We start from the raw sequence: 21,684 nt of genomic DNA on the forward strand, positions 1-21,684 counted from the left end.
GGAGGTGCAAGCGGCGCGGGGCCGGGTGGGTCGCCCCACCCGGCCCCGCGCCGGTCACCGGGTCACGGCGTGCGGCAGGAGACGGTCGGCGCCGCCCACTGGCCGTTGGTCATCACGGTGAAGCCGAACGTCGTGCTCGCGCCCGCGGCGAGGTTTCCGTTGCCGTTGGGCTTCATGGTCATGACGTTGCCGCTGGAGTCCCAGCTCGGCGTGCCGTTCCAGGTGGCCGACACCTTCTGCGGGGAGGTCACCGTGACGGTGGCCGTCCAGCTGGTGATCGCGGAGGCGCCCGCCCGGACGGTCACCTCGCCGTTGAAGCGGTCGCCCCACTGCTGGGTGGTCCGGTAGGTCGCGGTGCACGAGCCGCCGGGCTGCTGGGACGTCGTCGTGGTGGTGGTCGTCGGGCCGGTGGTGGGCGGGTTGTCGTTCGGCGCGACGGCCTGGCCGGTCGACGTGGAGATCATGCCGGCGCACAGGCCGCGGCTGGCGAGGTTGGCCGCGATCTGGGGGATGGCGTTGATCGTCGTCTGGTAGCCGTCGTGCATCAGGATCACGCCGCCGTTCTGCAGGGTCGACGCGGCCTGCACGATCTGCGCGGTGCTGGCGTTGTTCCAGTCCTGCGAGTCGACGCTCCACAGCACCTCGGTCAGGCCGTACTGGGCCTCGACCGACTTGAGCGTGCTGTTGGTCTCGCCGTAGGGCGGGCGGAACAGCTTCGGCGCCTCACCGGTGGCCGACTGGATGGCCTGCTGGGTCTGGGAGATCTCCGAGGCCATCTGCGACTGGCTCAGCTGGGTCATGTGCGGGTGGCTCCAGCTGTGGTTGCCGACCCACATGCCGGCGTCGCGCTGCGCCTTGGCCAGGCCGGGGTTCTGCTGGACCCGGTTGCCCTGGTTGAAGAACGTGGCGCGCAGGCCGGCCGACCGCAGCGCGTTGAGCAGCTGCGTGGTGGTGCTGCCGTTGGGGCCGTCGTCGTAGGTCAGGCCGACGTAGCCGGCGCGGCAGTCCGAGGTGTTCGGCGGGGTCGTCGTCGTGGTGGTGGACGGCGGCGCGGTGCTGCCCGCGTTGAGGGCGTTGAGGACCGAGGTGTAGGCGGCCTTCTTGTTGCCCGAGCCGTCGAACAGCAGCGGGGTGCCCGAGGAACGCCACGAGTCGCTGTCGCGGATGCCCCACACCGTGATGCCGGTGCAGCGGGTCACCGCGAGGCACGCCTGGACCACGCCCTGGTACTGCTGGGCCTGGGTGCTGCCGGAGCCCTCGATGTCCAGCTCGGTGATCTGGACGTCCACGCCGAGGTCGGCGAAGTTCTGCAGGGTGGTGTGGTAGTTCGACGGCACCGGGTTGCCGCTGTTGAAGTGCGCCTGGAAGCCGACGCAGTCGATCGGCACACCGCGCGACTTGAAGTCCTGCACCATCCGGTACACGCCCTGGGTCTTGGCGTGCGACCAGTTGTCGGTGTTGTAGTCGTTGTAGCACAGCTTCGCGTTCGGGTCGGCGGCGCGGGCGGCCCGGAAGGCGGCCTCGATCCAGTCGTTGCCGGTCCGCTGGAGGTTCGAGTCACGCCGACCGCCGGAGCTGCCGTCGGCGTACGCCTCGTTGACCACGTCCCAGGCGTAGATCTTGCCCTTGTAGTACGTGGCGACCTGGGTGACGTGGTTGAGCATCGCGTTGCGCAACGCCGTGCCGGACATGTTCTGCATCCAGCCCGGCTGCTGCGAGTGCCACGCCAACGCGTGGCCACGGACCCGCTTGCCCTGGTTGCGGGCGTGGTTGACGATCCGGTCACCGTTGCCGAACGAGAACTGGTTCTGGTTCGGCTCCGTGGCGTCCATCTTCATCTCGTTCTCAGCCGTGACCATGTCGAACTCACGGTTGAGGATGCCCACGTAGGTCGAGTCCGAGAGCTTGTTGGCCGCGACCGCCGTGCCGAAGTAGCGCCCGCTCTCCGCGGCGGACGCGCCCAGCGTGGTGCCGGCGGTGGCCACGTTCGGCAGCACCACGGCCGCCGCGCTCAGCAACCCGATCGCACCGACCACCACCGCGGCGCGCCGCGACCGGCCTCGTGCCTCCGACCTGCCGGCAGCTGTGACAGCAGTTCTGGACATCACTTCCTCCAAGGGATTCGCTCCGGGACCAGCCGGACCGCTGAGCACCACATCAGGGTCGAAACTTTCGACAATCGTGCGTGACGCTTTCGTAAAGTAAGGCGCTCATTCCACACAGTCAAGAACATCGTTGACCTATAGAGACGCAAGCACAGAGGCAGAGTCACGCGGAGGCTGCGAAACAGCACCTTCTGCGGTTTACGAAAGTATCGGCTCCGCGGTCCGCGCCGTCACCGCGCGAGGCGGTCCAGCAACCAGTCCGCGGCCACCGGCAGCCAGTCCGGCCGGGCGTTGCCGAGCAGGTGGTCACCGTGGTCCACGCGGAGGTGGTCGCCCGCGGGGGCGAGCCGGGCCAGCGGTTCGCCGTTGGTCACCCCCGGGATGACGTCCCGGCCGCCGTCGACCACGAGCAGCGGTGTGGTGATGCGGGGTGCCAGGTCGGTGAGGTCGACCCGGTCGGCGAAGCTCTCGGCTTCCCCCGCCCCGCCCGCGCGCACGGTGAGCACCTCCCGGATGAGCGGCGGCAGGTCCGGCCACGCCAGCCGGAACGGTCCGCTGACCGTCACGGTGGCGGCGACCCGGGTGTCGTGCGCGGCCGCCTCCGCCGCGTAGTAGCCGCCGAGGCTGAGGCCCACCAGGCCGACGCGGTCGACGCCGAGCGCGGTGACCGCCTGGTCGACCACGTGGTGGTAGTCGGCTCGGACGCGGGTGGTCGGGGCCAGGACGCCCTGGCCCGGGCCGTCCAGGGCGAGCACCGCCGCGCCTCGGCGGAGGAGGGCTTCGGCGAGGAGGTGGAACTCCTCTTTGGAGGAGTCCAGGCCGGGCACGACCACGACGGTGGCGACCGGGTCGGCGGGGCCGCGCAGCCAGCCGGTGAACAGCGGTCCGCTCAGCCGGCGCGCGGTGGTCGGGGGGTTGGTGGGGCCGGGCGAACGTCCAACGGCCCTGTTGTCAGGGCCCAACCCCAGCGCGAGCCCCATCGCCTCGTCGGCCCGCGCCGCCGCACCCGCCCACGCGTCGCGGTCCAGCGAGGGGCACAGGGTGGCGAAGTGGAACCAGCGGGCGGCCAGCCGGCGGTACTCGGCCGCGGTGACCGGTGACGTGGCCGCCGCCGCCCGGCGCAGGTACTCCTCCCCCGCCCCGGCGCAGGCGTCCAGCCAGTCCCGCGCGGTGGTCACCCCCTCGGTGCGCCGCAGGTACTCGTGCGGGTCCAGGCCGGCGCCCGTGGCGCGGGACAGATCGGCGGTGACGAGCGGGCTCACCGGTCGCTCCCCACGGTCAGCACGGCCCGGCCCCGGACCCGGCGCTCGCGCAGGTCCACGAGCGCGTCGGCGGTGCTCCCCCACCCCGCGACGCGGCCGACCTCGGGGTGCAGCCGGCCGCCGGCGACGAGGCGGACGAGCGTGGCCAGGTCGTCGGCGTAGGGCGCGCCCTCGTAGTGGAAGTGCCGGATGGTCGCGTTGTCCGGCCCGGCGAAGAAGTCGAAGAAGTCGAGCGCGACCGGGGTGCGGGATGCCTGGCCGAACCAGATCAGCGTGCCGCCGGCGGCGAGCCGGGCCAGCGCGACGGGCAGCACCGCGCCACCGACCGACTCCAGCACCAGGTCGAACGGACCGCGCGCGTCGGCCACGTCGTGCACCACCTCCGCCGCGCCCAGCTCCAGCAGGCGTGCCCCGCGCCGCGGGGTGGCCGTGACGGCGGTGATCTCGGCGCCCGCGGCCAGCTCGACGAGGTAGTGGCCCACCCCGCCCGACGCGCCGGTGACCAGCAGCCGCCTGCCCGCCACCGCGCCCGCCGCGCGCAGCAGGCGCAGCGCGGTGAGGCCCGCCAGCGGCAGGGCGGCGGCCCGGACCGCGTCCACGGCGCCGGGCAGCACGGCGAGGGAGCGGGTGGGCACGGCGACGCGCTCGGCCCAGCCGCCGGCGGGCGGGTGCCCCACGACGCGGGTGCCGACCGCGGGCCCCGAACCGTCGGCCGCCGCCCGGACCACCACACCGGCGACGTCCTTGCCCGGCCGCCACCCCGGCACCGGGCGTTCGAGCAGGAAGGTCTCGCCGCGGTTCACCGCGAACGCCTCCACCTCCACCAGCGCCTCGTCGGGCGCGGGCACCGGTTCGGGCTCGTCGGCGAAGGCGACCGGCTGCCGCGGGTCGCCCGTCGGGATCAGTGTTCTCACGGCGCCCATGCCACCCCGGACGGCGTGCCCACCGCCAACAGCCACCGGACGTCGTCGACAACCAGCGGTTGTCACCTATGGTCGGCGCGTGGACCTCGACCTCGCGCACGTCCGCGCGTTCGTGCTCGTCGCGGGCGAGCTGCACTTCGGCCGCGCCGCCCGGCGGCTGGCGATCTCGCAGCAGGCGCTGTCCAAGCGGATCGCGGCGCTGGAGTCGAGGCTCGGCACCCGGCTGCTCGACCGCGGCGGCCGGGGCGTCCGGCTCACCCCGGCGGGCGAGCGCTTCCTGACCCCGGCCCGGCAGGCGCTCACCGCCGGGGACGCCGCGGTCGTGGCCGTGCGCGGCGAGGCGCGCCCGCTGCGCGTCGACGTCTGGGGGCACCTCTACGCGCCGATGCGCACCCTCGCCGCCCTGACCGGGGCACCGCCCCTGGAACCCGGGCACGGCCGCGACCTGCCGTCGGTCGCGGCGGCCCTGGCGGACCACCAGGTCGACGCCGGCTTCGGCCGCGTGCACCCGCCGCTGCCCGGCGACCTGACCAGCCGCCTGGTCCGGGTCGAACCGGTCGACGCGCTCGTCGGCGCCGACCACCCCCTGGCCCGGCGCGACCGGGTGCGACCGGACGAGCTGCGCGACAGCGCGCTGTGGACGCCCGCCCCGCTGGACCGGCTGCACTTCCTGAGCCGGTTCGCCGACCGGTTCGGCACCACCCGGCTCACCGGGGGCACGAACCTGGGCCTCGACCACGTCGCCGCGCACGTCGCGGCCGACCCCGGCTGCTTCGCGCTGCTGCCCGCCGACGGACCGGTGCCCGACCACCCGGGCGTCCGCTCGATCCCGCTGGTCGACCCGACCCCGCTGTACGCGTGGTCGCTGCTGTGGCGGCGCGACAGCCCGCACCCGTTCCTCCCGGCGCTGCTGGACGCCTTCGCGGAGGCGGCGCGGCAACGGCGGTGGCTGGAGCACGACCCGGGGCGGGACTGGTTGCCGGACGGGGATTGGGTGGTGGAGCGCGTCGGGGGTTAGTCCGCCAGGGGGATGCGCGCCACGAGCCGGGCGCCGGGGCCTCCCTCGGCGTGGAGGGTGCCGTGGTGGTTGGCGGCGATGCGGCGGGCGATGGGCAGGCCCAGGCCGGTGCCGCCGGTGTCGCGGGTGCGGGCGTCGTCGAGGCGGGTGAAGCGGTCGAAGATCCTTTCACGGTCTTCGGGTGGGATGCCTGGGCCGTCGTCGTGGACTTCCAGGACCGCTTGGCTGCTGCTGGTCAGGCGGACGGTGATGGCCGTGGTGGCGTGGCGTTCGGCGTTGTCGAGCAGGTTGCCCAGCAGACGGTCCAGCAGGGCGTGGCTGCCGCGCACGGGCACCGGGTGGTCGGGCAGCTCGGTGGTGAGGGTGTGGTGGGTGCGGCGGCGGGTGGTGTGGTCGTCGACCAGCTCGGTGAGGTCGATGGTGTCGTCGTGACCTGTGGTGTGGTCGAGGCGGGCGAGCAGGAGCAGGTCGGTGGCCAGGTGCTGGAGGCGGTGGGTGTCGGCCAGGGCCGCGTCGACCACGGCGGGCCAGTCGGCCTGGCCGGGGTGCGCGGTGGCGATCTCCAGCTCCGCGCGCAACGCGGCGATGGGGCTGCGCAACTCGTGGGAGGCGTCGGCGACGAAGCGGCGGTTGTCCTCCACCGCGACCTCCAACCGGTCCAGCGTCGCGTTGACCGTCCTGGCGAGTTCCGCGATCTCGTTGCGCGCGCGGGGCACCGGCACCCGCCGCGACAGGTCGCGCTCGGTGATGTCGGCCACCTCCCGCCGGATCGCCTCCACCGGCCGCAGCACCAGCCCGGTGGCGAACCACACCACTGCGGCGATCAGGCAGGCCATCAGCGCGCCCAGGCCGGCCAACGCCAGCACCGTGCTGTTCAGTCGTTCCTGCATCGCCCCGATCCGTTCGCGCGGAACGCGGAAACCCAGTTCCTCGGCGGTTCCGTCCGCGCCGTACAGGTGCTGGAGGCGGTAGGACGTCTCGGCCGGGTCTGACAGCGGCCACAGCGACAGGTCGGGGACCACGTCCACGGAGCGGTGCGAGGCATCCGCCCGCATGATCATCCGTTCCAGGGGCCAGTTGTCCGGGTAGTGCTGCCTGAGGTAGGTGAACTCCGCCACCACGTCGAGGCCGGCCTGGCACGAGTTGTTCTGCTGGAGCGGCATTCCCTGCTCGGAGGGCCAGATCACCACGCTCGCGCAGGTGGTCGTGGCCGCCAGGTCACCCGTCTCGTAGCGCAGCATCCGTTCGCGCACCAGGAAAGCCGAGGCCACGACCGCGACGCCCAGGAGGACTGTTGCCGCGGCGGTGACGGTGCAGGTCACCTTCACGCGGAGGGACGCCGCTTCGGACCGCATCTCGACCACCTTCGGCCACTTCGCCGGAACTTCGGGCCGACAGCGTGCCACAGCGGCGCGGTTCGCCCCTGAAAAACCGGTTCAGCCGACTTCAGCCGGTCCTCCGGCGGGGTGCTGCCGACAACGCACGCATCGGGGTCGGGTCGTCACCGCAGTTCGCGCACCACCTCGCCCAGCACGGCCACGCCCTCGCCGATGTCGCCCGCCGTGTTGGCCGCGTAGCCCAGGACCAGGCCCGGGGCGCCGGGGCGGTGGCGGTGCCAGGACAGGGGCTGCGCCTTCACGCCCCGCGCCAGCGCCTCGGCGGCCACCGCCACGTCCGGCACGTCGGCGTCGAAGGTGACCATCAGGTGCAGGCCGGCCGCGGCGCCGTGGACGTGGGCGCCCGGCAGGTGGCGGCGCAGCGCGGCGATCATGGCGTCGCGGCGGTCGCGGTGGCGGCGGCGCAGCAGGCGGAGCTGGCGTTCCAGTTCGCCGTTCTCCATGAGCCTGGCCAGCACCAGTTGCGGCAGCACCGCGTTGCCCAGGTCGGTGTCGCGCTTGGCCGCCACGACGGCCTCGCGGTAGCGGTGCGGCACGAGGAGCCAGCCGGTGCGCAGGGCGGGCGCCAGCAGCTTGGAGACGCTGCCCGAGTAGCAGACCCGCTCGGCGCGCAGCGAGCGCAGCGCGGGCACGGGAGGGCGGTCGTAGCGGTGCTCGGCGTCGTAGTCGTCCTCGATGACCAGGCCGCCCTCGTCGGCCCACCGCACCAGCTCGCGCCGCCGGCCACCGCCCAGGACGACGCCGGTCGGGAACTGGTGCGCCGGGGTCAGCAGGACCGCCGACGCGCCGCCGGCCCGCAGCGCGTCGACCCGGATGCCGTCGGCGTCCACGGGTACCGGGTCGACCTCGACGTCCCAACTGGCCAGTTGCGTGCGGGCGCCCAGGGAACCGGGGTCCTCCACGGCGATCCGGTCGACGCCGTCGGCGCGCAGCACGCGGGCGAGCAGGGCCAGGGCCTGCGCCACGCCGGCGACGATCACGACCTCGTCCGGGTCGACCAGGACGCCCCGGTTGCGGGCCAGCCAGGTGGCCACGGCCAGGCGGAACGCGGGTGCGCCGCGCGGGTCGCCGTAGCCGAAGTCGGCCGAGGACAGGGTGCCCAGGACGGCGCGCTCGGCGCGCAGCCACGCGGTGCGCGGGAACGCCGCCAGGTCCGGCACGCCCGGGGACAGGTCGATCCGCGCGGGCAGCGAGCGCAGCGACTCCAGCAGCCCGCAGCCCGGCGGGAGGGCGAACACCTCGGCGGTGCGCGCGGCGGGTGGGGCGGATCGGGTGGACGGCGACGCGGCGGAAAGAGCGCTTGGGGCGGTGGGCGCACCGGTGGCGGGTGCGGCGGTCGGGTCCGTGCGCGGGATGGCGCGCGTTGCCGGTGGGCGCGGGGTGGCACTTCCGGTCGGCTGTGCCACGGCCACGGCCACGGCGGCGATCGGGGCGGCGACGACCACCGTCCCGGCCCGGCCGCGCCCGGCGACCTGCCCGTCCTCGGTGAGCCGCTGGTACGCCTCGGTCACCACGCCCCGGGACACGCGCAGCTCGGCGGCCAGCACGCGGGTCGCCGGGAGCCTGCTGCCCACCGGCAGCCTGCCGTCGGCGATGGCCTGCCGCAGCTGCCGGGTCAGCCACTCCGCCAAACCGCCGACCGGGACGTCGGCGAGGTTGAGCTGGAGGAAGTCGGCCCCCGTTGTGGACCTGTCGACCGGACCCTTTTTGGACCTGCTCACCGGACCATTGTGCCGACAGGGTGAACCCATGCACACGAGCACCGCACCCAGAGCCACCCCGGGCATCACGCCCGCCGCCGCACCGGCACGCCCGCCGGTGCGCAGCCTCGTCGCGGGCGTGACCGCGATGGCCCTCGTCGGGGGCAGCGTCGGGGTGTCGCACACCCTGGTCGCCGCCCCGCTGTTCACCGCGCAGGCGGTCCGGTACGTCGTCGCCGCGCTGGTCCTGGTCGCGCTGGCCGGGCTGCTGCGGGTGCCCGTGGTGCGGCCGAGGGGCCGCGAGTGGCTGTGGCTGGTGGGCATCGCGGCGATCGGGCTGGTGCTGTTCAACGTGGCCGTGGTGCGCGGGGTGGCGCACGCCGAACCCGCGGTCGTCGCGGTGGCGGTGGCGTGCGTGCCGGTCCTGATCGGGGTCGTCGGGCCGCTGCTGGAGCGGCGGTCCCCGCAGCGGCAGGTGCTGCTGGCGGCGGTGGTGGTCACCGCGGGCGGCGTCCTGGTGGAGGGCGCGGGTCACGCGGACGCGGCGGGCGTGGCGTGGGCGGCCGTGGCCGTGCTGTGCGAGGCGGGGTTCACGCTGCTGGCCGTCCCGGTGCTGGCGCGGCACGGCGCGTGGGGCGTCTCGCTGCACTCGGTGTGGCTGGGCGCGGTGCTGCTGGTCGGGCTCGGCCTGGTGACCGAGGGGCCCGGCGCGGTGCTCGGGCTGACCGCCGGGGACTGGGTGGCGATCGCCTACCTGGCGGTGCTGGTGACCGCGGTGGCGTTCGTGCTGTGGTACTCCACCGTCGCCGCGGTCGGCTCCGGGCGGGTCGGGCTGCTCACCGGCGTGGCGCCGGTGGCGGCGGCGCTGACGGGCGTCGCGCTGGGCACGCGCGTGCCGGGGCCGCTGGTGTGGCTGGGGATGGCCGTGGTCGTGGCGGGGCTCGCGGTCGGGTTGTGGCGGGCGGGGTCGTGAGGGCGTTCCGGCACCTGGACGAGGTCCGGCGGGACTTCCCCGAGCTGGCCGCCGGGGTGGTGCGCGTCGAGGGGATCACCGCGGACGTGTCCGCCGAGGCGCGGGTGGCCGCGTTCCTCGCGGTCGCGGACGCCCGGCTCGACGGCCGCGCGGAGTCGGAGCTGCCGGAGGTCCGGGCGTGGCGGCGGGTGTTCTCGCGGATGGGGTTGAAGCCCACGCAGTACCGGTGCGCGTCGGAGGCGTTGTTGCGGCGGTACCGGGTGGAGCGGGTGATGCCGCGCGTGCACCCGCTGGTCGACCTGTGCAACGCCGTGTCGATGGCCTTCGGCGTGCCGGTGGCGGCCCTGGACCTGGACCGGGTGGAGGGGTCGCTGGAGGTGCGGTACGCGCGGGGCGACGAGGTCTACCACACCTTCGCCGGCGGCACCGAGCACCCGAACCCCGGGGAGGTCGTCTTCGCCGACGCCGCCCACCGCGCCCACGCGCGCCGGTGGACCAACCGGCAGAGCGGGTACTCGGCGGTGCGCGACGGCACCGAGGCGGTGCTGATCGTCGCGGAGGCGGTGCACGACACGGCGGTGGCGGACGTGCGGGAGCTGACCGCCGTGCTGGCCGGGGAGGTGGCCGGGTTGTGGTCGGTCGAACCGCGCTCGGCGGTGCTGGACGCGGACGGGGCGCGGTTCGACCTCGGGGGTGGGTGAGCGGCGGCCGGACCCGACGGGTCCGGCCGTCCTCTGTGGACTGTTCTAGGGCGCCGAGGTCGGCAGGGCGGTGGTGGACGGGGCGTCCGTTGTGGAGGGTGGGGCGGTGGAAGGCCGGGTGGTGGTGGGCTGGGTGGTGGTGGGCTGGGTGGTGGTGGTGGTGGGCGCAGTGGTGCCGGGCGAGGTGGTGCTTGGCGGGGTGCTCGTCGGTGTGGTCGACGTCGGCGTGGGGCGGGTGGAGGGGTAGTCCTTGCACGCCGGGTTGTCCGCGAGCTGCTTCTTCACCGCCTCGATGCGCGCCTCGACCTGCTGCCGCTCGACCTTGGCCACCTCCCAGGCGGTCTTGCGGCGCTCCACCTCCTCCCGCGACACCGCGCCGCTGCCCAGCAGGGCCAGCGCGGCGTCGTAGCTCTCCTTGGCCAACCGCTCCAGTTCCTTGCGCAGGGCCAGTTCGTCCAGCAGCCGGTTCAGCTCCAGCGACAGGCCGACGCACTCCTTCTTGGGGTCGTTGCCCAGCTTGTTGCGGCAGGCGGCCTCGGCGTACTTGGCGTTGTTCAACGCGATGGCGGCCAGGTGCAGCGCCCGTTCGGCGGTGCGCAGCTCCTCCACCGAGGCGGCGTTGGACGGGACCAGCGCCTTGATGCGCTCGTACTCCCGCTTGGCCTGGTCGTGCAGCAACTGCTGCTTCTGGATCTCCAGCTTCTCCACCCGGCAGGCGTCCGCGTTGGGCGGCACCTCCGGGTAGGGCGTGGTGGGCGGGACGGGGGCGGCGAGCGCGGTGGTCGCCGCCGCGATGACGGCGACCACGGGTAACAGGACGCGGAACAGGCGTTTCACGGGGAGTCCTCTCGCGTGCGGGCGGCTCGGGCGACAGGACGGTAGGGCAAGTCCGGCGGTGGGGCCGGCGCCCGAACGCCGAAAGCCTTGGTCGGCCGCCTCGGCGGGTTCAGGAAACCGCAGTGCCGCAACGGTTTCGCGAGCCGTGCTCGCAATGGCCCGGCCAACGCACCCCACCCCGCCGCCACACCTCGCCCCGCCGCCACACCCCACCCGGCCACCACACCCAGGCCGCCCACCACACCCAGGCCGCCCACCACACCCAGGCAAGCCCTCCGCCGCAGCCGATCAACGAACGGCGTTCTCCGCCTCCCCCGCGTCCCCCTCCGCCCCCTCCGCCTCCCTCTCCGCAGCCCCCAACCCCTCCAACTCCCCCCGCACCCGCTCGACGTCATCAGCCCGGTCCTGCGCCCGGAACAGCTCCAGCGCCTCCTCCCACACCTCCCGCGCCTCCTCGTACCGCCCGAGCGCCGCACAGGGCCGACCGAGGTGTTCGAGGGTGTCGGCGACCTGGACGGTGTTGCCGATCCGCCGGAACAGCACCAAAGCCTGCCGGTAGTGCTCCACGGCCTGCTCGTGCCGCCCGGTCTCGTGGTCGATGTAGGCCAGGCTGTCGAGCGTGTCGGCCTCGCCCTCCGGGTTGTGGTGGCGGCGGTGCAGGTCCAGGGCCGCCCGGCAGTGCTCGCGCGCCCGGTCGTGCTCGCCGTTCTGCGCGGCGTACCAGCCGACCATGTTGAGCGCGTTGGCCTCCCACGCCGGGTTGCCCAGGGCGCGGTAGAACCCCAGGGACCGGGTGGCGTGCTCCAGCGCCCGCCGCTCGTCGCCCCGCCTGGACCACGTCCACGCCAGCACCTGGTGGATGTGCGCCTGGGTGGTCGGCTCGTGCCGCTCGGCCAGCGCCAGGGCGCGGTCCAGGTGCTCCACCGCCTCCTCGTGCTGCCGGAGGGCGGCGTGGGCGCGGCCCAGGTTGCGGTGGACGCGGATGCGCGCGGACGGCGAGTCGAGCCGTTCTGCGGCGGTCAGGCCGGCCCGCCACACCACCAGTTGCTCGGACAGGTGCCCGCGCCGGTTGTGGAACGTGGTCAGCGCCCAGGCCAACTGCCACACCGCCTGGTGCCACCCGGCCGCCGCGGCCGCCTGCTGGGCGGCGAGCAGGCCGGGCTGCTCGGTGTCGAACCAGGCCAGGGCGTCCTCGGTGCCGGCCGGGGTCCACGGGTCGGCGCCGGGCACGGGCGGGTCGAGCGGCACGGTCTCGCGGTGCGGGTCCAGGGCCCGGTCGGCGGCGTGGGCGGTGTGCAGGTAGAAGTCGACCACCCGGCGCAGCGCGGCGTCCCGCTCCCCCGGCGGCAGCTCCTCGGTGGTGTCCGCGGCGTAGGCGCGGACCAGGTCGTGCATCGCGTACCGGCCGCGCGAGTCGCGGGTGAGCAGCGACGCCTGCTCCAGGCCGCGCAGCACCTTGCCGACCTCGACCGGGGGCAGGCCGGTGAGGGCGGCCGCGGCGGGCAGGCCGGTGTCGGGGCCCGGCGCGATGCCGAGCAGGCCGAACACCCACTGCTGCTCGGCCGTCAGCGCCCGGTGCGACCAGGACAGCACGGCGGGCAGGCTGGCGGCGGGGTCGCTGTCCGCCAGCGCGTCCAGGCCCAGCTCGCGCAGCTCGGCGGCCAGGGTGGCCAGGGGCAGGTGGGGGTGGCCGTGCGCCCGCGCCGCGATCACGCCCAGCGCCAGCGGGAACCCCTTGCAGAAGGCGATCAGCTCCTCCACCGCGCCCGCCTCGGCGGCCACCCGCGCGGCGCCGAGCCTGCGGGCCAGCAGCGCGCGGGACTCGTCGTCGGTCAGCACGTCGAGGTTGAGGTGGCGGGCGCCGTGCGCGGTCATCAGGCCGAGCAGCCTGCTGCGGCTGGTGACCAGCACGGTGCAGGACTCGCCGCCGGGCAGCAGCGGCACGACCTGCCTGGTGTCCGCGGCGTTGTCCAGCACCAGCAGGATGCGCTTGTCCGCGACCAGGCCGCGCAGCAGGGCGGCCTGGGACTCCGGCGCGGTCGGGATGCGGCCGGGCTCGACCCCGAGGGCGTCCAGGAAGCCGCGCACCGCCACCGACGCCGGCATCGGCTCGCCGTCCGGGCTGAAACCGCGCAGGTCGACGAACAGCTGGCCGTCCGGGAAGCGGTCCAGGTGCTCGTGCGCCCAGTGCAGTGCCAGCCACGTCTTGCCGATGCCGCCCGCGCCGCCGATCGCGGAGATCACCACCGTGCCCGCGTCGACGTCGTCCAGCGCGGCGGTCAGCGCGGCCAGCTCGTCGGCGCGGCCGATGAACGCCCCGGGCGGCGCGGGGAGCTGCCGCGGCACCGCGACCGGGGTGCCGGTCGCCGGGGTCGGGGTCGGCGCGGCGGGTCCACCGGCGAGCACGGCGGGGTCGGCGGCCAGGATGCGCTGGTGCAGGTCCCGCAGCGCCAGGCCGGGGTCGGTGCCCAGCTCGTCCGCCAGCCGGGCGCGGACCACCTCGTAGTGGCTCAGCGCGGCGGCCTGGCGGCCACCGCGGGCCAGCGCGAGGAGGTACTGGCCGGCCACGCGCTCGTCCAGCGGGTGCGCGCGGACGCGCTCGGCCAGCTCGGGCAGCAGGTCGAGGTGGTGGCCCAGCGCCAGCGCCAGGTCGGTGCGCTCCAGCTCGGCGGTCCACCGCTCGGCGGCCAGCGCCTCCCGCGCGGTGGCGGTCCAGGCGGTCTCCAGGCCGGTGAACGCCTCGCCGCGCCACAGCCCCAGCGCCCGCTGCACCGCGGCCAGCCCGAGGGCCGGGTCCGGCGCCGACCGGGCCCGGTCGAGCAGGCCGCGGAACCGGTGCAGGTCCACCCGGTCCGGGTCGACCTCCAGGACCCAGCCGCCCGAGCGGTGCACGATCGCCACGTCGCCCAGGTCGGCCAGCGCGGTGCGCAGCCGGGAGACGTAGGAGTGCAGGTTGCCCTTGCCCCGGTGCGGCACGCGGTCGCCCCAGACGCGGTCGAGCAGCTGGTCCACCGCCACCACCCGGTTCGCGTCGACCAGCAGCGCGGCCAGCACGCACTGCTGGCGGGCGTGCCCCACGTCCAGCCGCCGGTCCCCGGCCCACGCCTCCACGGGACCCAGCACCCTCAACTCCGCCACGGCGCCGCCCCTCTCCCCGGGATCCGCTGGTGCGCCCCCAGGGATATCAGGCCCGGCAAGGGGGCGTGCCGGGGTCGGGTCAACCGCTCGTCGGCGGCGCGCCCGGGGCGGTGCGGAACGGCTGGTCGCAGTGCGGCCAGTCGCGGAAGTCGCGGTAGCGGGCCCACGCCCGCCGGGCCGTCCGGATGTTCCACTCCGGGTCGAACGCCTGGCGGGGCGTGCCGCCGAACTCGCGCAGCAGGGCGTCGGAGAGCTGGAAGACGCCCCAGTTGCGGGTGCCGTTGGTGTTGGGCAGCACGTGCAGCGGGTCGAGGAACGACTGGCAGCGCGCGATGCCGGCCGCGCGGTCGGGTTCCTCGGGGAACACCTCGCGCACCCGCGCCTCCACCTGCTCGGGGGTCCAGGTCACCAGGTTCGCGCGCCGCTCGTACAGGGCGTGCTTGGTGGGCTCGTCCACCACCCCCCTGGGCTGGAGGTCGGCCAGCACCTGGAAGGCGATCACCCGGCGCTGCGTCTGGGGGCCGAAGTCGCCGTCCACGTCCAGGTGGGCGCCCGCCTGGCTCAGCAGGACCTGCACCTCGCGCACGCACTCGTCGTGCTGCCCCATGCCGATCACCGGCGGGCAGGCCGCGGACAGCAGCAGCGGGCCCTCCACGTGCGCGGTCGGCCCGGCGGGGCGGGTCCACCACCACACCACGCCGCCGGCCAGGACCAGGGCGACCACCGCCAGCACCGCCGCCCACCTCCGCCGGTCGCGCGGGACCGGTGTCGCGTCGGCGGGCGCGGGGGCCGGGTCGGGAGCGGGGTCGGGTCGGTCGTCGGTCGGGGTCGGCGCGGCGGCCGGCTCGGGCGCGGCGGGCGGTGCGGGTTCCGCGCTCGACGCGGGCGCGGCGACCGGCACGGCGACCGGCGCGGGCGCGGCGGGCCGGGAATCCGGTCGAGGTGCGTCCGGTTCGGGCGCGGAGTCCGGTTCGGGTGCCGGGACCGGTTCGGGTGCCGGGGTCGGCTCGGGTGCCGGGGCCGGTTCGGGTGCCGGGTCGGGCGCGGGCCGGCGCTCGGCGTCGGCGAGCACCCACAGCCGGTGCAGCTCCTGGAGTTCCGCGCGGGTCGCGCCGCACTCCCGCGCGAACCGGTGCACGACGCCGTAATCGGCCGGGACCTTGGCGCCCGCGCAGTACCGGTGCAGGCTCGACCCACTCGTGCCGACTCGCTTGGCGAGCGCTTCGTAACTGCGCCCCGACCTTTCCTTCAGCATTCGCAGCATGCCGGCGAACTGCTGTTCCTGCAGCGGTCGCACCACCGCTCCCCCTCGTATTCGAACTCCTCGCCCGGCGCCGTCCCAGGCGCGTCCCAGCAGGTCCGACCCAGCGCCACGTCAGGGCGCCCCCGGCGTCCCAGCGTCCCAGCGGACCGGCCGGGGCTTGGCCGGGACGCGGCCATTGGTGAAGTGTTCTACCCGGTCCCGATGGATGGGGAAAGACCGCCGCCCCGGACGACTGGGGGTCGTCCGGGGCGGCGGTGGGACGCCGGAGAAGCACCGGGGACAAAAGAATCGGTGTGGTTTTTTCCGGCCGCGGGCGGCGGGGGCACCGAAATCCGGGTTCACCCGCGGCGCGGTTCTGCGAGACTCGCGAGGTGCCCCTCGATCACCACCTGCTCCTCGCGTTCACCCTGACCACGATCGTCGCCATGATCACGCCGGGACCGGACATGCTGTTCGTCCTCGGGTGCGGGATGCGGGGCGGGCCGCGCGCGGGGCTGCTGGCCACCGCGGGCGTGGCGACCAGCGAGGCCGTGCACGTGGCCGTGGCGGCGGCGGGCCTGGCCGCCCTGTTCGCCGCGGTGCCGGTCGCGTTCACCGTCGTGCGCGTCGTCGGCGCGGTCTACCTGGTCTACCTGGGCGTGCGGATGATCCGGCACCGCGGCGACGGTGCGGCCGACGAGCGGGCCGCGCGGGCGGGCCTGACCGGGCGGCGCGCGTTCCTGACCGGGCTGACCACCAACCTGCTCAACCCCAAGATGGTCACGTTCACCATCGCGTTCCTGCCCCAGTTCATCGACCCGGCGCTGGGGCGGGTGTGGCTCCAGTTCGTCGTGCTCGGCGCCATCCTGATCGCGCTGGAGTTCCTGGTCGACGGCACCGTCGGCCTGCTCGCCGGCCGGATCGGCCGCTGGCTGCGCACCCGGCGCGCGGCCCGCAGGCGCATCGACACCGCCACCGGCGGCATCTTCATCGGCCTCGGCGTCCGGCTGGCCCTCGACCGCTAGGCCCTTACGATCGGGGTGTCCGACCGCTCGACGATGGGGGTGCCGTGGAGTTCCAGGACGTCGTCCGCCGCAGGCGGATGGTGCGCAGGTTCACCGACGAGCCGGTGTCCGACGAGAGCGTGCGGCGGATACTGCGCAACGCGCTGCGCGGCCCGTCGGCCGGTTTCTCGCAGGGACAGGCGTTCCTGGTGCTGCGGGATGCCGAACTGGCGCGCTTCTACGAGGTGGTCCGGCTCTGGACGTTCGAGTCGGTCAAGGCCGCGCCGGTGGTCGTGGTGGCGTTCGCGGTGAAGGACGCCTACCTCGACCGGTACGCCGAGCCCGACAAGGGGTGGACCGACCGCAGCGAGGACCGCTGGCCGGTGCCGTTCTGGTACGTCGACACCGGGATGGCGGTGCTGCTGGCCCTGCAGACCGCGGTCGACGAGGGGCTGGGCGCGGTGTACTTCGGGATCGGCGCCGAGGACTTCGACGCGCTGCGCGCGGAGTTCGGGGTGCCCGGGGACCACGTGCCGATCGGGGCGATCGCGATCGGGCACGGTGACGAGGAGGACGTCTCCGAGGGCGCCTCGCCGCGGACCCGCCGGCGGCGGCCGTTCGACGAGGCCGTGCACTTCGGGCACTGGTAGGCGCGTCACGACCGGGGCGCTCCCGGCCCGGCACGTCACCGCACCCGCACGTCACCGCACCCGCACGTCACCGACCGGGTCCGTCACCCCACCTTCGGCGTGGCGCGGACACCGACGTGCACGTACCGCTCGCCGGTGGGCAGCCGGTGGAAGGTCACCGGCACCCACGCGCGCCACCGGGGCTCCCACACCACGTACCGGTCCCGGCCGACGGCCACCAGGTCGTACTCCTGGACCGGGTCGTCCTCCAGCTCGGCCAGCGGGCCGGTCGCGGTGGTCCGCAGCCGCGGCCCCGCCTCGCCCACCAGCACCTCAATCCGCTGGCCCGCGCGCTCGTAGGTGCCCAGGTGCGGGCGGGCGTCGGCGGTCACCGGCTCGTCGGGCGGCCGCGGACCGGGTGGCGGGGTGACGCCGGCCAGCTCGGCGAAGACCTCGCCCAGCAGCTGCTCGGCCAGGGGCTGGGAGCCGTCGCTGTTGGTCAGCAGGACCACCGCCAGCCCCGCGTCGGGCAGCACCCGCAGGTAGGCGGACTGGCCCGGGGTGTTGCCGTCGTGGCAGACCAGCGCGCGCCCGTGCCAGTCGGTGCGGAACCAGCCCAGCCCCATCGACTCGCCCGGCAGGTGCCCGGCGGGCAGCTCGGCCTGGCGGGCCGCCATGGCGGCGACGGCGCTTTCACCGAGCACGCGGGTCCCGTCCGGGGCCAGGCCGCCGGTCAGGTGCAGCCGGGCGAACGCCAGCACCTCCGCCGCGGTGGAGTGGATCAGCCCGGCCGGGCCCACCGAGCGCGGCAGGCCCCAGACCGGCACGGGTTCCGGCCGGGTCCCGGTGTGGCCGACGGCGGCGCGGTGCAGCAGCGCCTCCTCCGGCAGGGTGCCGGTGGCCCGCAGGCCCAGCGGGGTGATCAGCAGCTCGCGCAGCGCGGCGTCCCAGGTGCCGCCGGTCAGCTGCTCGACCACCCGGCCGGCCAGCACGAAGCCGGAGTTGCAGTAGGACCAGGTGGCGCCCGGCGGGTGGTTCTGCGCCACCTCGCCGAGCCGGGCCACGTACTCGGCCACGCAGTCGTCGCCGCGGCCGGTGTCGGTGAACACGTCGCCGTCGATGCCGCTGGTGTGGGTGAGCAGGTGCCGGGCGGTGACCCGCTTGGTCACCTCCGGGTCGGCCAGCCGCAGTTCCGGCAGCACGTCGACGACCGGGGCGTCCAGGTCGAGCAGGCCCTCGTCGACCAGCCGCAGCACCAGCGCCGCGGTCCACACCTTGGTGATCGAGCCGATCTGGAACAGCGAGTCGGTGGTGGTGGGCACGCCGGTGGCCAGGTTGAGCACCCCGTGCGCGACCTCCACCAGGTCGTCCTCGCCGCCGGGGCGCACCCGCAGCACGCCCAGCACCGCGCCGGGCACGTCGTGCAGGCGCGCCAGCGCGGCCAGCCTGCGCCGCCAGTGGTCCGGGTCGGGGCGCGGCGCGGCGGTCGGCGCCGCGTGCCGCTCCACCCAGTCCACCAGGCGCCGGTGGTGGTCGAGCCGGTGCGACGGCGGGAACCCGGCGCCGCCGGGGTAGAGGACCAGCCGGGTCGGCACGCCCCGCGCGCGCAGCGCCGCGTGCCACTGCCGGGTGACGTGCGCGTCCTCGGCGCCGTGCAGGAACAGGGTCGGCGTGCGCCCGTGGTCGCGCTCCCGGAGCGGACCGCCGGGAGCGCGCCCCGGGCGCAGGCCGTCGACCACGGCGGCGGCGAACCGGTCGCCCTGGCCGGTCAGGCGGTGCGCGGTGGAGCCGTGGCCCGCGACGGCCTGCCGCGCCGGGTCGACCAGCCCCTCGGCGATCAACCGGTCCAGCGGCTCCAGCGGGTGCCGCGCGTCGGCGTCGAGCAGCAGCACCACCCAGCCCCGCGCGGCCAGTTCCCGGTGGAGGGCTTCGGCGTCGTGCGGGCCGTCGTGCAGGTCGAGCAGCACCGGGCGCGGTCCCGGGAACGACGGGTCGCGGACCAGCCGGCCGTGGACGGCGGTGCCGTCGGAGGCGGTGAACTCGCGTTCCTCCTCGGGGAAGGGGACGGGTGCCCCGTGGTCGGTCAGCACCGCCTCGGCGCCGGTGGCCGGGTCGAGGCAGACCAGTTCGCCGCGCGAGGTCGGCGTGCGGCGCACCACGACCACCCGCCCGCCCGCGACGGCCGGGTCGGACACCACGAGGCCGGCGGTCGGCACGGGGCGCGGGGTGCCGCCGTCGACCGGGACCGAGCACAGGCGGCCGCGGTCGCGGAACAGCACCGCGCGGCCGTCGTCGACCAGGACGGGCGGCGCCCCCGCACCACCACCCGCCACCAGGTCCGCGGGCGGCCCACCGGCCGGCGGCACCCGCAGCAGGCGGGTCGGCCCGCCCGGTCCGGGAGCGGCCACGACCAGCAGCGCGGTGCCGTCCGCGGTCCACGCGACGTGCCCGGCCACCAGGTCGGCGGGCCCGACCCGCGCCGGCACCCCGCCGGCGGCGGCCACCACGTGCACCGGCACGTGCCCGGTCAGGTCGGCGTCCGGCGCGGTGGCCGCGGCGAAGGCGAGCGCGGTGCCGTCGGGCGACCAGGACGGCCGGCCGGCGTGCCAGTCGCCGTCGGTGATCCGGCGGCACCCGCCGGTGGGCACGTCCACCACGTGCAGGTGCGCGCGCACGCCGTCGGCGCGGTGGTCCAGGCGGTCGACCACGGCGGGTGCCGCCGCGCGCCGGGACCGCGCCCGGTCGTCCCGGTCCGGTTCGGCGTGCCGGTCGACCGGGGCGGTGAACGCGATCCGCGTGCCGTCCGGGCTCCACACCGGTTCGCCCGCGCCCAGCGGCAGCGCGGTCAGCGGCGTGGGCTCGCCGCCGGCGGCGGGCAGCAGCCACACCTGGGCCGGGCCGTCCTGGGCGCGCAGGAACGCCACCCGCCCGCCGTCCGGTGACCACGCCGGCGCGGTGTCGGCCCACCCCGCGGTCAGCCGCTCGGGGGCACCGCCCCGGGTCGGCACCCGCCACAGCCGCCGCACGTCGCGGTCGGCCTCGGTGTCGACGGTGCGCAGCACGTACGCGACGTGGGCGCCGTCCGGCGACAGCGCGGGCCGCTCCGGCACGGCGGACGGGGTCAGGTCGTCGATGCGCAGGCGTCGGGTCACCGGTGGCTCCTGGGGTCGGGTGGTGGCTGCGGCGGACCCCGGCCCGGTCGCGCCCTCCGGAACCGCACGTCCCCGGCCAGGATGACGCGCGCGACACCGCCCGCCCAAGCCCGGGTTCCCGCCGGTCGAGACGGTGCCGACCCGCCGGTGGCCCCGGGCACGGCCCCCGACGTGCTGCCATGCCGATCGGTTATGGCGCCGGGGATTGAGACGGCGTCCGGTTCCGGCCACGCCCGCCGGGGCCGTCAGCCGCCGAACAGCACCGCGAGGCGGTGGTCCAGCACGGCCACCACCTCCTCCACCCGGTACGAGCCGACGAGCACGCCGGACGCCAGGCCGGACGCCATCGCCACCAGCCCGGTCACCTCCAGCTCCGGGTCGACCGACGCGGGCACCGCACCCGCCTCCCGCGCCGCGCGCAGCACGGGCACCAGCTCGTCGGCGACGTGGTGCGGCACCCGGTTCAGCAGCTCCCGCACCCCCGGGTCGCCGAGCGCGTGGGACAGGTACGCGTCGTGGACCGCGGAGAGCACGCGGCCCTCCTCGGTGACCGGCAGCAGGCCCACCAGGCAGGTGCGCAGCACCAGGCGGAGGTCGCCGGTGGTCCGCACCCGGGTCAGCTCGGCCCGCCGGCGCTCGGCGGCCAGCTCCAGCAGCCGGCCCAGGCCGTGGTGGACCAGCTCGACCTTGGTCGGGAAGTAGTACTGCACGAGATTCATGGAGATGCCCGCCTCGGCCGCGACCCGCCGCAGGGTCACCGCGCGCAGCCCCTCGTCCGCCGCGATCCGCCAGAGCGCGCGGGCGACCTGGTCGCGCCGCCCGCCGTGGTCCACCCGCTTCGGCACGGCGTTATTTTATCGTGCAGGTGCACGACGAAACGACCGCGTCACCCGCGCACCGCGGTCACCGGCGCCAGCCACAGCCCCACGATGGCGGCGATCAGCCCGGAGGCCGCCTCGTCCCAGGACGCCCGCGCGGTGGGCGCCCGCGCGGCCAGCGCGCGTTCCCGCTCGGCGCAGGTGTGCGTGAGCAGGTGGCGGGTCATCGCGCCGCGCTCCAGGTACACGGCGACCGGCAGGGCGGGCAGGCACCGGTTGAGCCCGTCGAGCACCCGCACCGCGGACTCCGCGTCCAGCGCCTCGTCCACGACCACCTGCCGCAGCACCGGTTCGGTCATCACCCGCGCGCCGAACCGGGCGTACCAGGTGGGGCTGCCCAGCGCGGCCAGGTGCTCGGTCAGCGGCCGGACCAGGCACGCCACCCAGTCCTCCACGTCGTCGCTGTCGCCGATCCCGGCGAGCATCCGGACCCGGGTGCGCTCGACCTGCCCGGCGTGGCGGCGCACGATCGCGCGCACCAGCTCCGCCCTGGTGCCGAAGTGGTAGCCCACCGCGAAGTTGTTGCCCTGCCCCGCCGCCTCCCCGATGCGGCGGTTGGACACCGCCGACACGCCGAACTCGGCGAACAACCGCTCCGCCGCCGCCAGGATCCGGTCCCGCGTCTCCGAGGACCGCTCGGCCCCCGCCGTCCTGCCGCTCATCGCCCCCCAGCCCAGCACGCCGCGAAAAATCAGTCAAGCAACTGACTTAAAACGCCTGGTAG

16 protein-coding genes and 1 pseudogene are annotated in these 21,684 nt (G+C 75.5%); 5 read left to right on the forward strand and 12 right to left on the reverse strand.

Features of this window, described 5'->3' with window-relative positions:
- Positions 1-62: 62 nt before the first annotated feature.
- The 4 genes and pseudogenes from EKG83_RS49875 to EKG83_RS32730 all read right to left on the reverse strand — a co-directional run bounded on the left by EKG83_RS49875 (position 63) and on the right by EKG83_RS32730 (position 4,281).
- Positions 63-545 (reverse strand): cellulose binding domain-containing protein, encoded by a 483-nt coding sequence (locus EKG83_RS49875; RefSeq protein ID WP_211269316.1) that lies wholly within the window; start codon positions 543-545, stop codon positions 63-65.
- 156 nt (positions 546-701) lie between these two features.
- A pseudogene (locus EKG83_RS48550) lies at positions 702-2,105 on the reverse strand (endo-1,4-beta-xylanase); the annotation flags it as partial.
- A 230-nt stretch (positions 2,106-2,335) separates the two neighbouring features.
- Positions 2,336-3,367 (reverse strand): alpha/beta hydrolase family protein, encoded by a 1,032-nt coding sequence (locus tag EKG83_RS32725; RefSeq protein ID WP_033435064.1) that lies wholly within the window; start codon positions 3,365-3,367, stop codon positions 2,336-2,338.
- A complete protein-coding gene (locus EKG83_RS32730) occupies positions 3,364-4,281 on the reverse strand; it encodes a zinc-binding dehydrogenase (RefSeq protein ID WP_033435077.1) in 918 nt (305 codons plus the stop codon). The genes EKG83_RS32725 and EKG83_RS32730 overlap by 4 nt, the downstream gene beginning before the upstream one ends.
- Before the next feature lie 88 nt (positions 4,282-4,369).
- Here EKG83_RS32730 and EKG83_RS32735 point away from each other — a divergent pair, with 88 nt between their 5' ends.
- Positions 4,370-5,308, forward strand: a complete 939-nt coding sequence (locus tag EKG83_RS32735) for a LysR family transcriptional regulator (RefSeq protein ID WP_033435063.1) — start codon at positions 4,370-4,372, stop codon at positions 5,306-5,308.
- On the opposite strand, the gene EKG83_RS32740 is transcribed toward EKG83_RS32735, so the two are convergent.
- Positions 5,305-6,663, reverse strand: coding sequence for a sensor histidine kinase (locus tag EKG83_RS32740; RefSeq protein WP_084717098.1), 1,359 nt, complete (start codon positions 6,661-6,663; stop codon positions 5,305-5,307). The two genes, EKG83_RS32735 and EKG83_RS32740, sit on opposite strands and share 4 nt — an antisense overlap.
- A 146-nt stretch (positions 6,664-6,809) precedes the next feature.
- The gene (gene pdxR / locus EKG83_RS32745; protein WP_033435062.1) at positions 6,810-8,426 is read right to left on the reverse strand and encodes a MocR-like pyridoxine biosynthesis transcription factor PdxR; all 1,617 of its coding nucleotides are present in this window, start codon (positions 8,424-8,426) and stop codon (positions 6,810-6,812) included.
- A 28-nt stretch (positions 8,427-8,454) separates the two neighbouring features.
- Between pdxR and EKG83_RS32750 the strand changes: the two genes are divergently transcribed.
- Together EKG83_RS32750 and EKG83_RS32755 are read left to right on the forward strand one after the other, a co-directional pair.
- On the forward strand, positions 8,455-9,378 hold the full coding sequence (locus EKG83_RS32750) for a DMT family transporter (RefSeq protein ID WP_033435061.1): 924 nt from the start codon (positions 8,455-8,457) through the stop codon (positions 9,376-9,378).
- Positions 9,375-10,079, forward strand: coding sequence for a B3/B4 domain-containing protein (locus EKG83_RS32755; RefSeq protein WP_033435075.1), 705 nt, complete (start codon positions 9,375-9,377; stop codon positions 10,077-10,079). The genes EKG83_RS32750 and EKG83_RS32755 overlap by 4 nt, the downstream gene beginning before the upstream one ends.
- Before the next feature lie 45 nt (positions 10,080-10,124).
- Here the strand turns inward: EKG83_RS32755 and EKG83_RS32760 are convergent, their stop codons facing one another.
- The 3 genes from EKG83_RS32760 to EKG83_RS32770 form a co-directional block, all read right to left on the reverse strand.
- A complete protein-coding gene (locus EKG83_RS32760) occupies positions 10,125-10,916 on the reverse strand; it encodes an efflux RND transporter periplasmic adaptor subunit (RefSeq protein WP_033435060.1) in 792 nt (263 codons plus the stop codon).
- 288 nt (positions 10,917-11,204) lie between these two features.
- The gene (locus EKG83_RS32765; protein WP_051766874.1) at positions 11,205-14,054 is read right to left on the reverse strand and encodes an AfsR/SARP family transcriptional regulator; all 2,850 of its coding nucleotides are present in this window, start codon (positions 14,052-14,054) and stop codon (positions 11,205-11,207) included.
- Between the two features lie 79 nt (positions 14,055-14,133).
- Positions 14,134-15,351, reverse strand: coding sequence for a helix-turn-helix domain-containing protein (locus EKG83_RS32770; RefSeq protein ID WP_228122305.1), 1,218 nt, complete (start codon positions 15,349-15,351; stop codon positions 14,134-14,136).
- Positions 15,352-15,689: 338 nt separating this feature from the next.
- Here EKG83_RS32770 and EKG83_RS32775 point away from each other — a divergent pair, with 338 nt between their 5' ends.
- Positions 15,690-16,322, forward strand: a complete 633-nt coding sequence (locus tag EKG83_RS32775) for a LysE family translocator (protein ID WP_033435059.1) — start codon at positions 15,690-15,692, stop codon at positions 16,320-16,322.
- 44 nt (positions 16,323-16,366) lie between these two features.
- Positions 16,367-16,951 (forward strand): nitroreductase family protein, encoded by a 585-nt coding sequence (locus tag EKG83_RS32780; RefSeq protein ID WP_033435058.1) that lies wholly within the window; start codon positions 16,367-16,369, stop codon positions 16,949-16,951.
- 83 nt (positions 16,952-17,034) lie between these two features.
- On the opposite strand, the gene EKG83_RS32785 is transcribed toward EKG83_RS32780, so the two are convergent.
- The 3 genes from EKG83_RS32785 to EKG83_RS32795 all read right to left on the reverse strand — a co-directional run bounded on the left by EKG83_RS32785 (position 17,035) and on the right by EKG83_RS32795 (position 21,622).
- A complete protein-coding gene (locus EKG83_RS32785; RefSeq protein WP_033435057.1) occupies positions 17,035-20,082 on the reverse strand; it encodes a serine hydrolase in 3,048 nt (1,015 codons plus the stop codon).
- A 245-nt stretch (positions 20,083-20,327) separates the two neighbouring features.
- On the reverse strand, positions 20,328-20,927 hold the full coding sequence (locus EKG83_RS32790; RefSeq protein ID WP_033435056.1) for a TetR/AcrR family transcriptional regulator: 600 nt from the start codon (positions 20,925-20,927) through the stop codon (positions 20,328-20,330).
- A gap of 41 nt (positions 20,928-20,968) precedes the next feature.
- Positions 20,969-21,622, reverse strand: coding sequence for a TetR/AcrR family transcriptional regulator (locus tag EKG83_RS32795; protein WP_033435055.1), 654 nt, complete (start codon positions 21,620-21,622; stop codon positions 20,969-20,971).
- Positions 21,623-21,684: the final 62 nt, after the last annotated feature.

The sequence above is a fragment of the Saccharothrix syringae genome (assembly GCF_009498035.1).
GTDB classification, from domain to species: Bacteria; Actinomycetota; Actinomycetes; order Mycobacteriales; family Pseudonocardiaceae; genus Actinosynnema; species Actinosynnema syringae.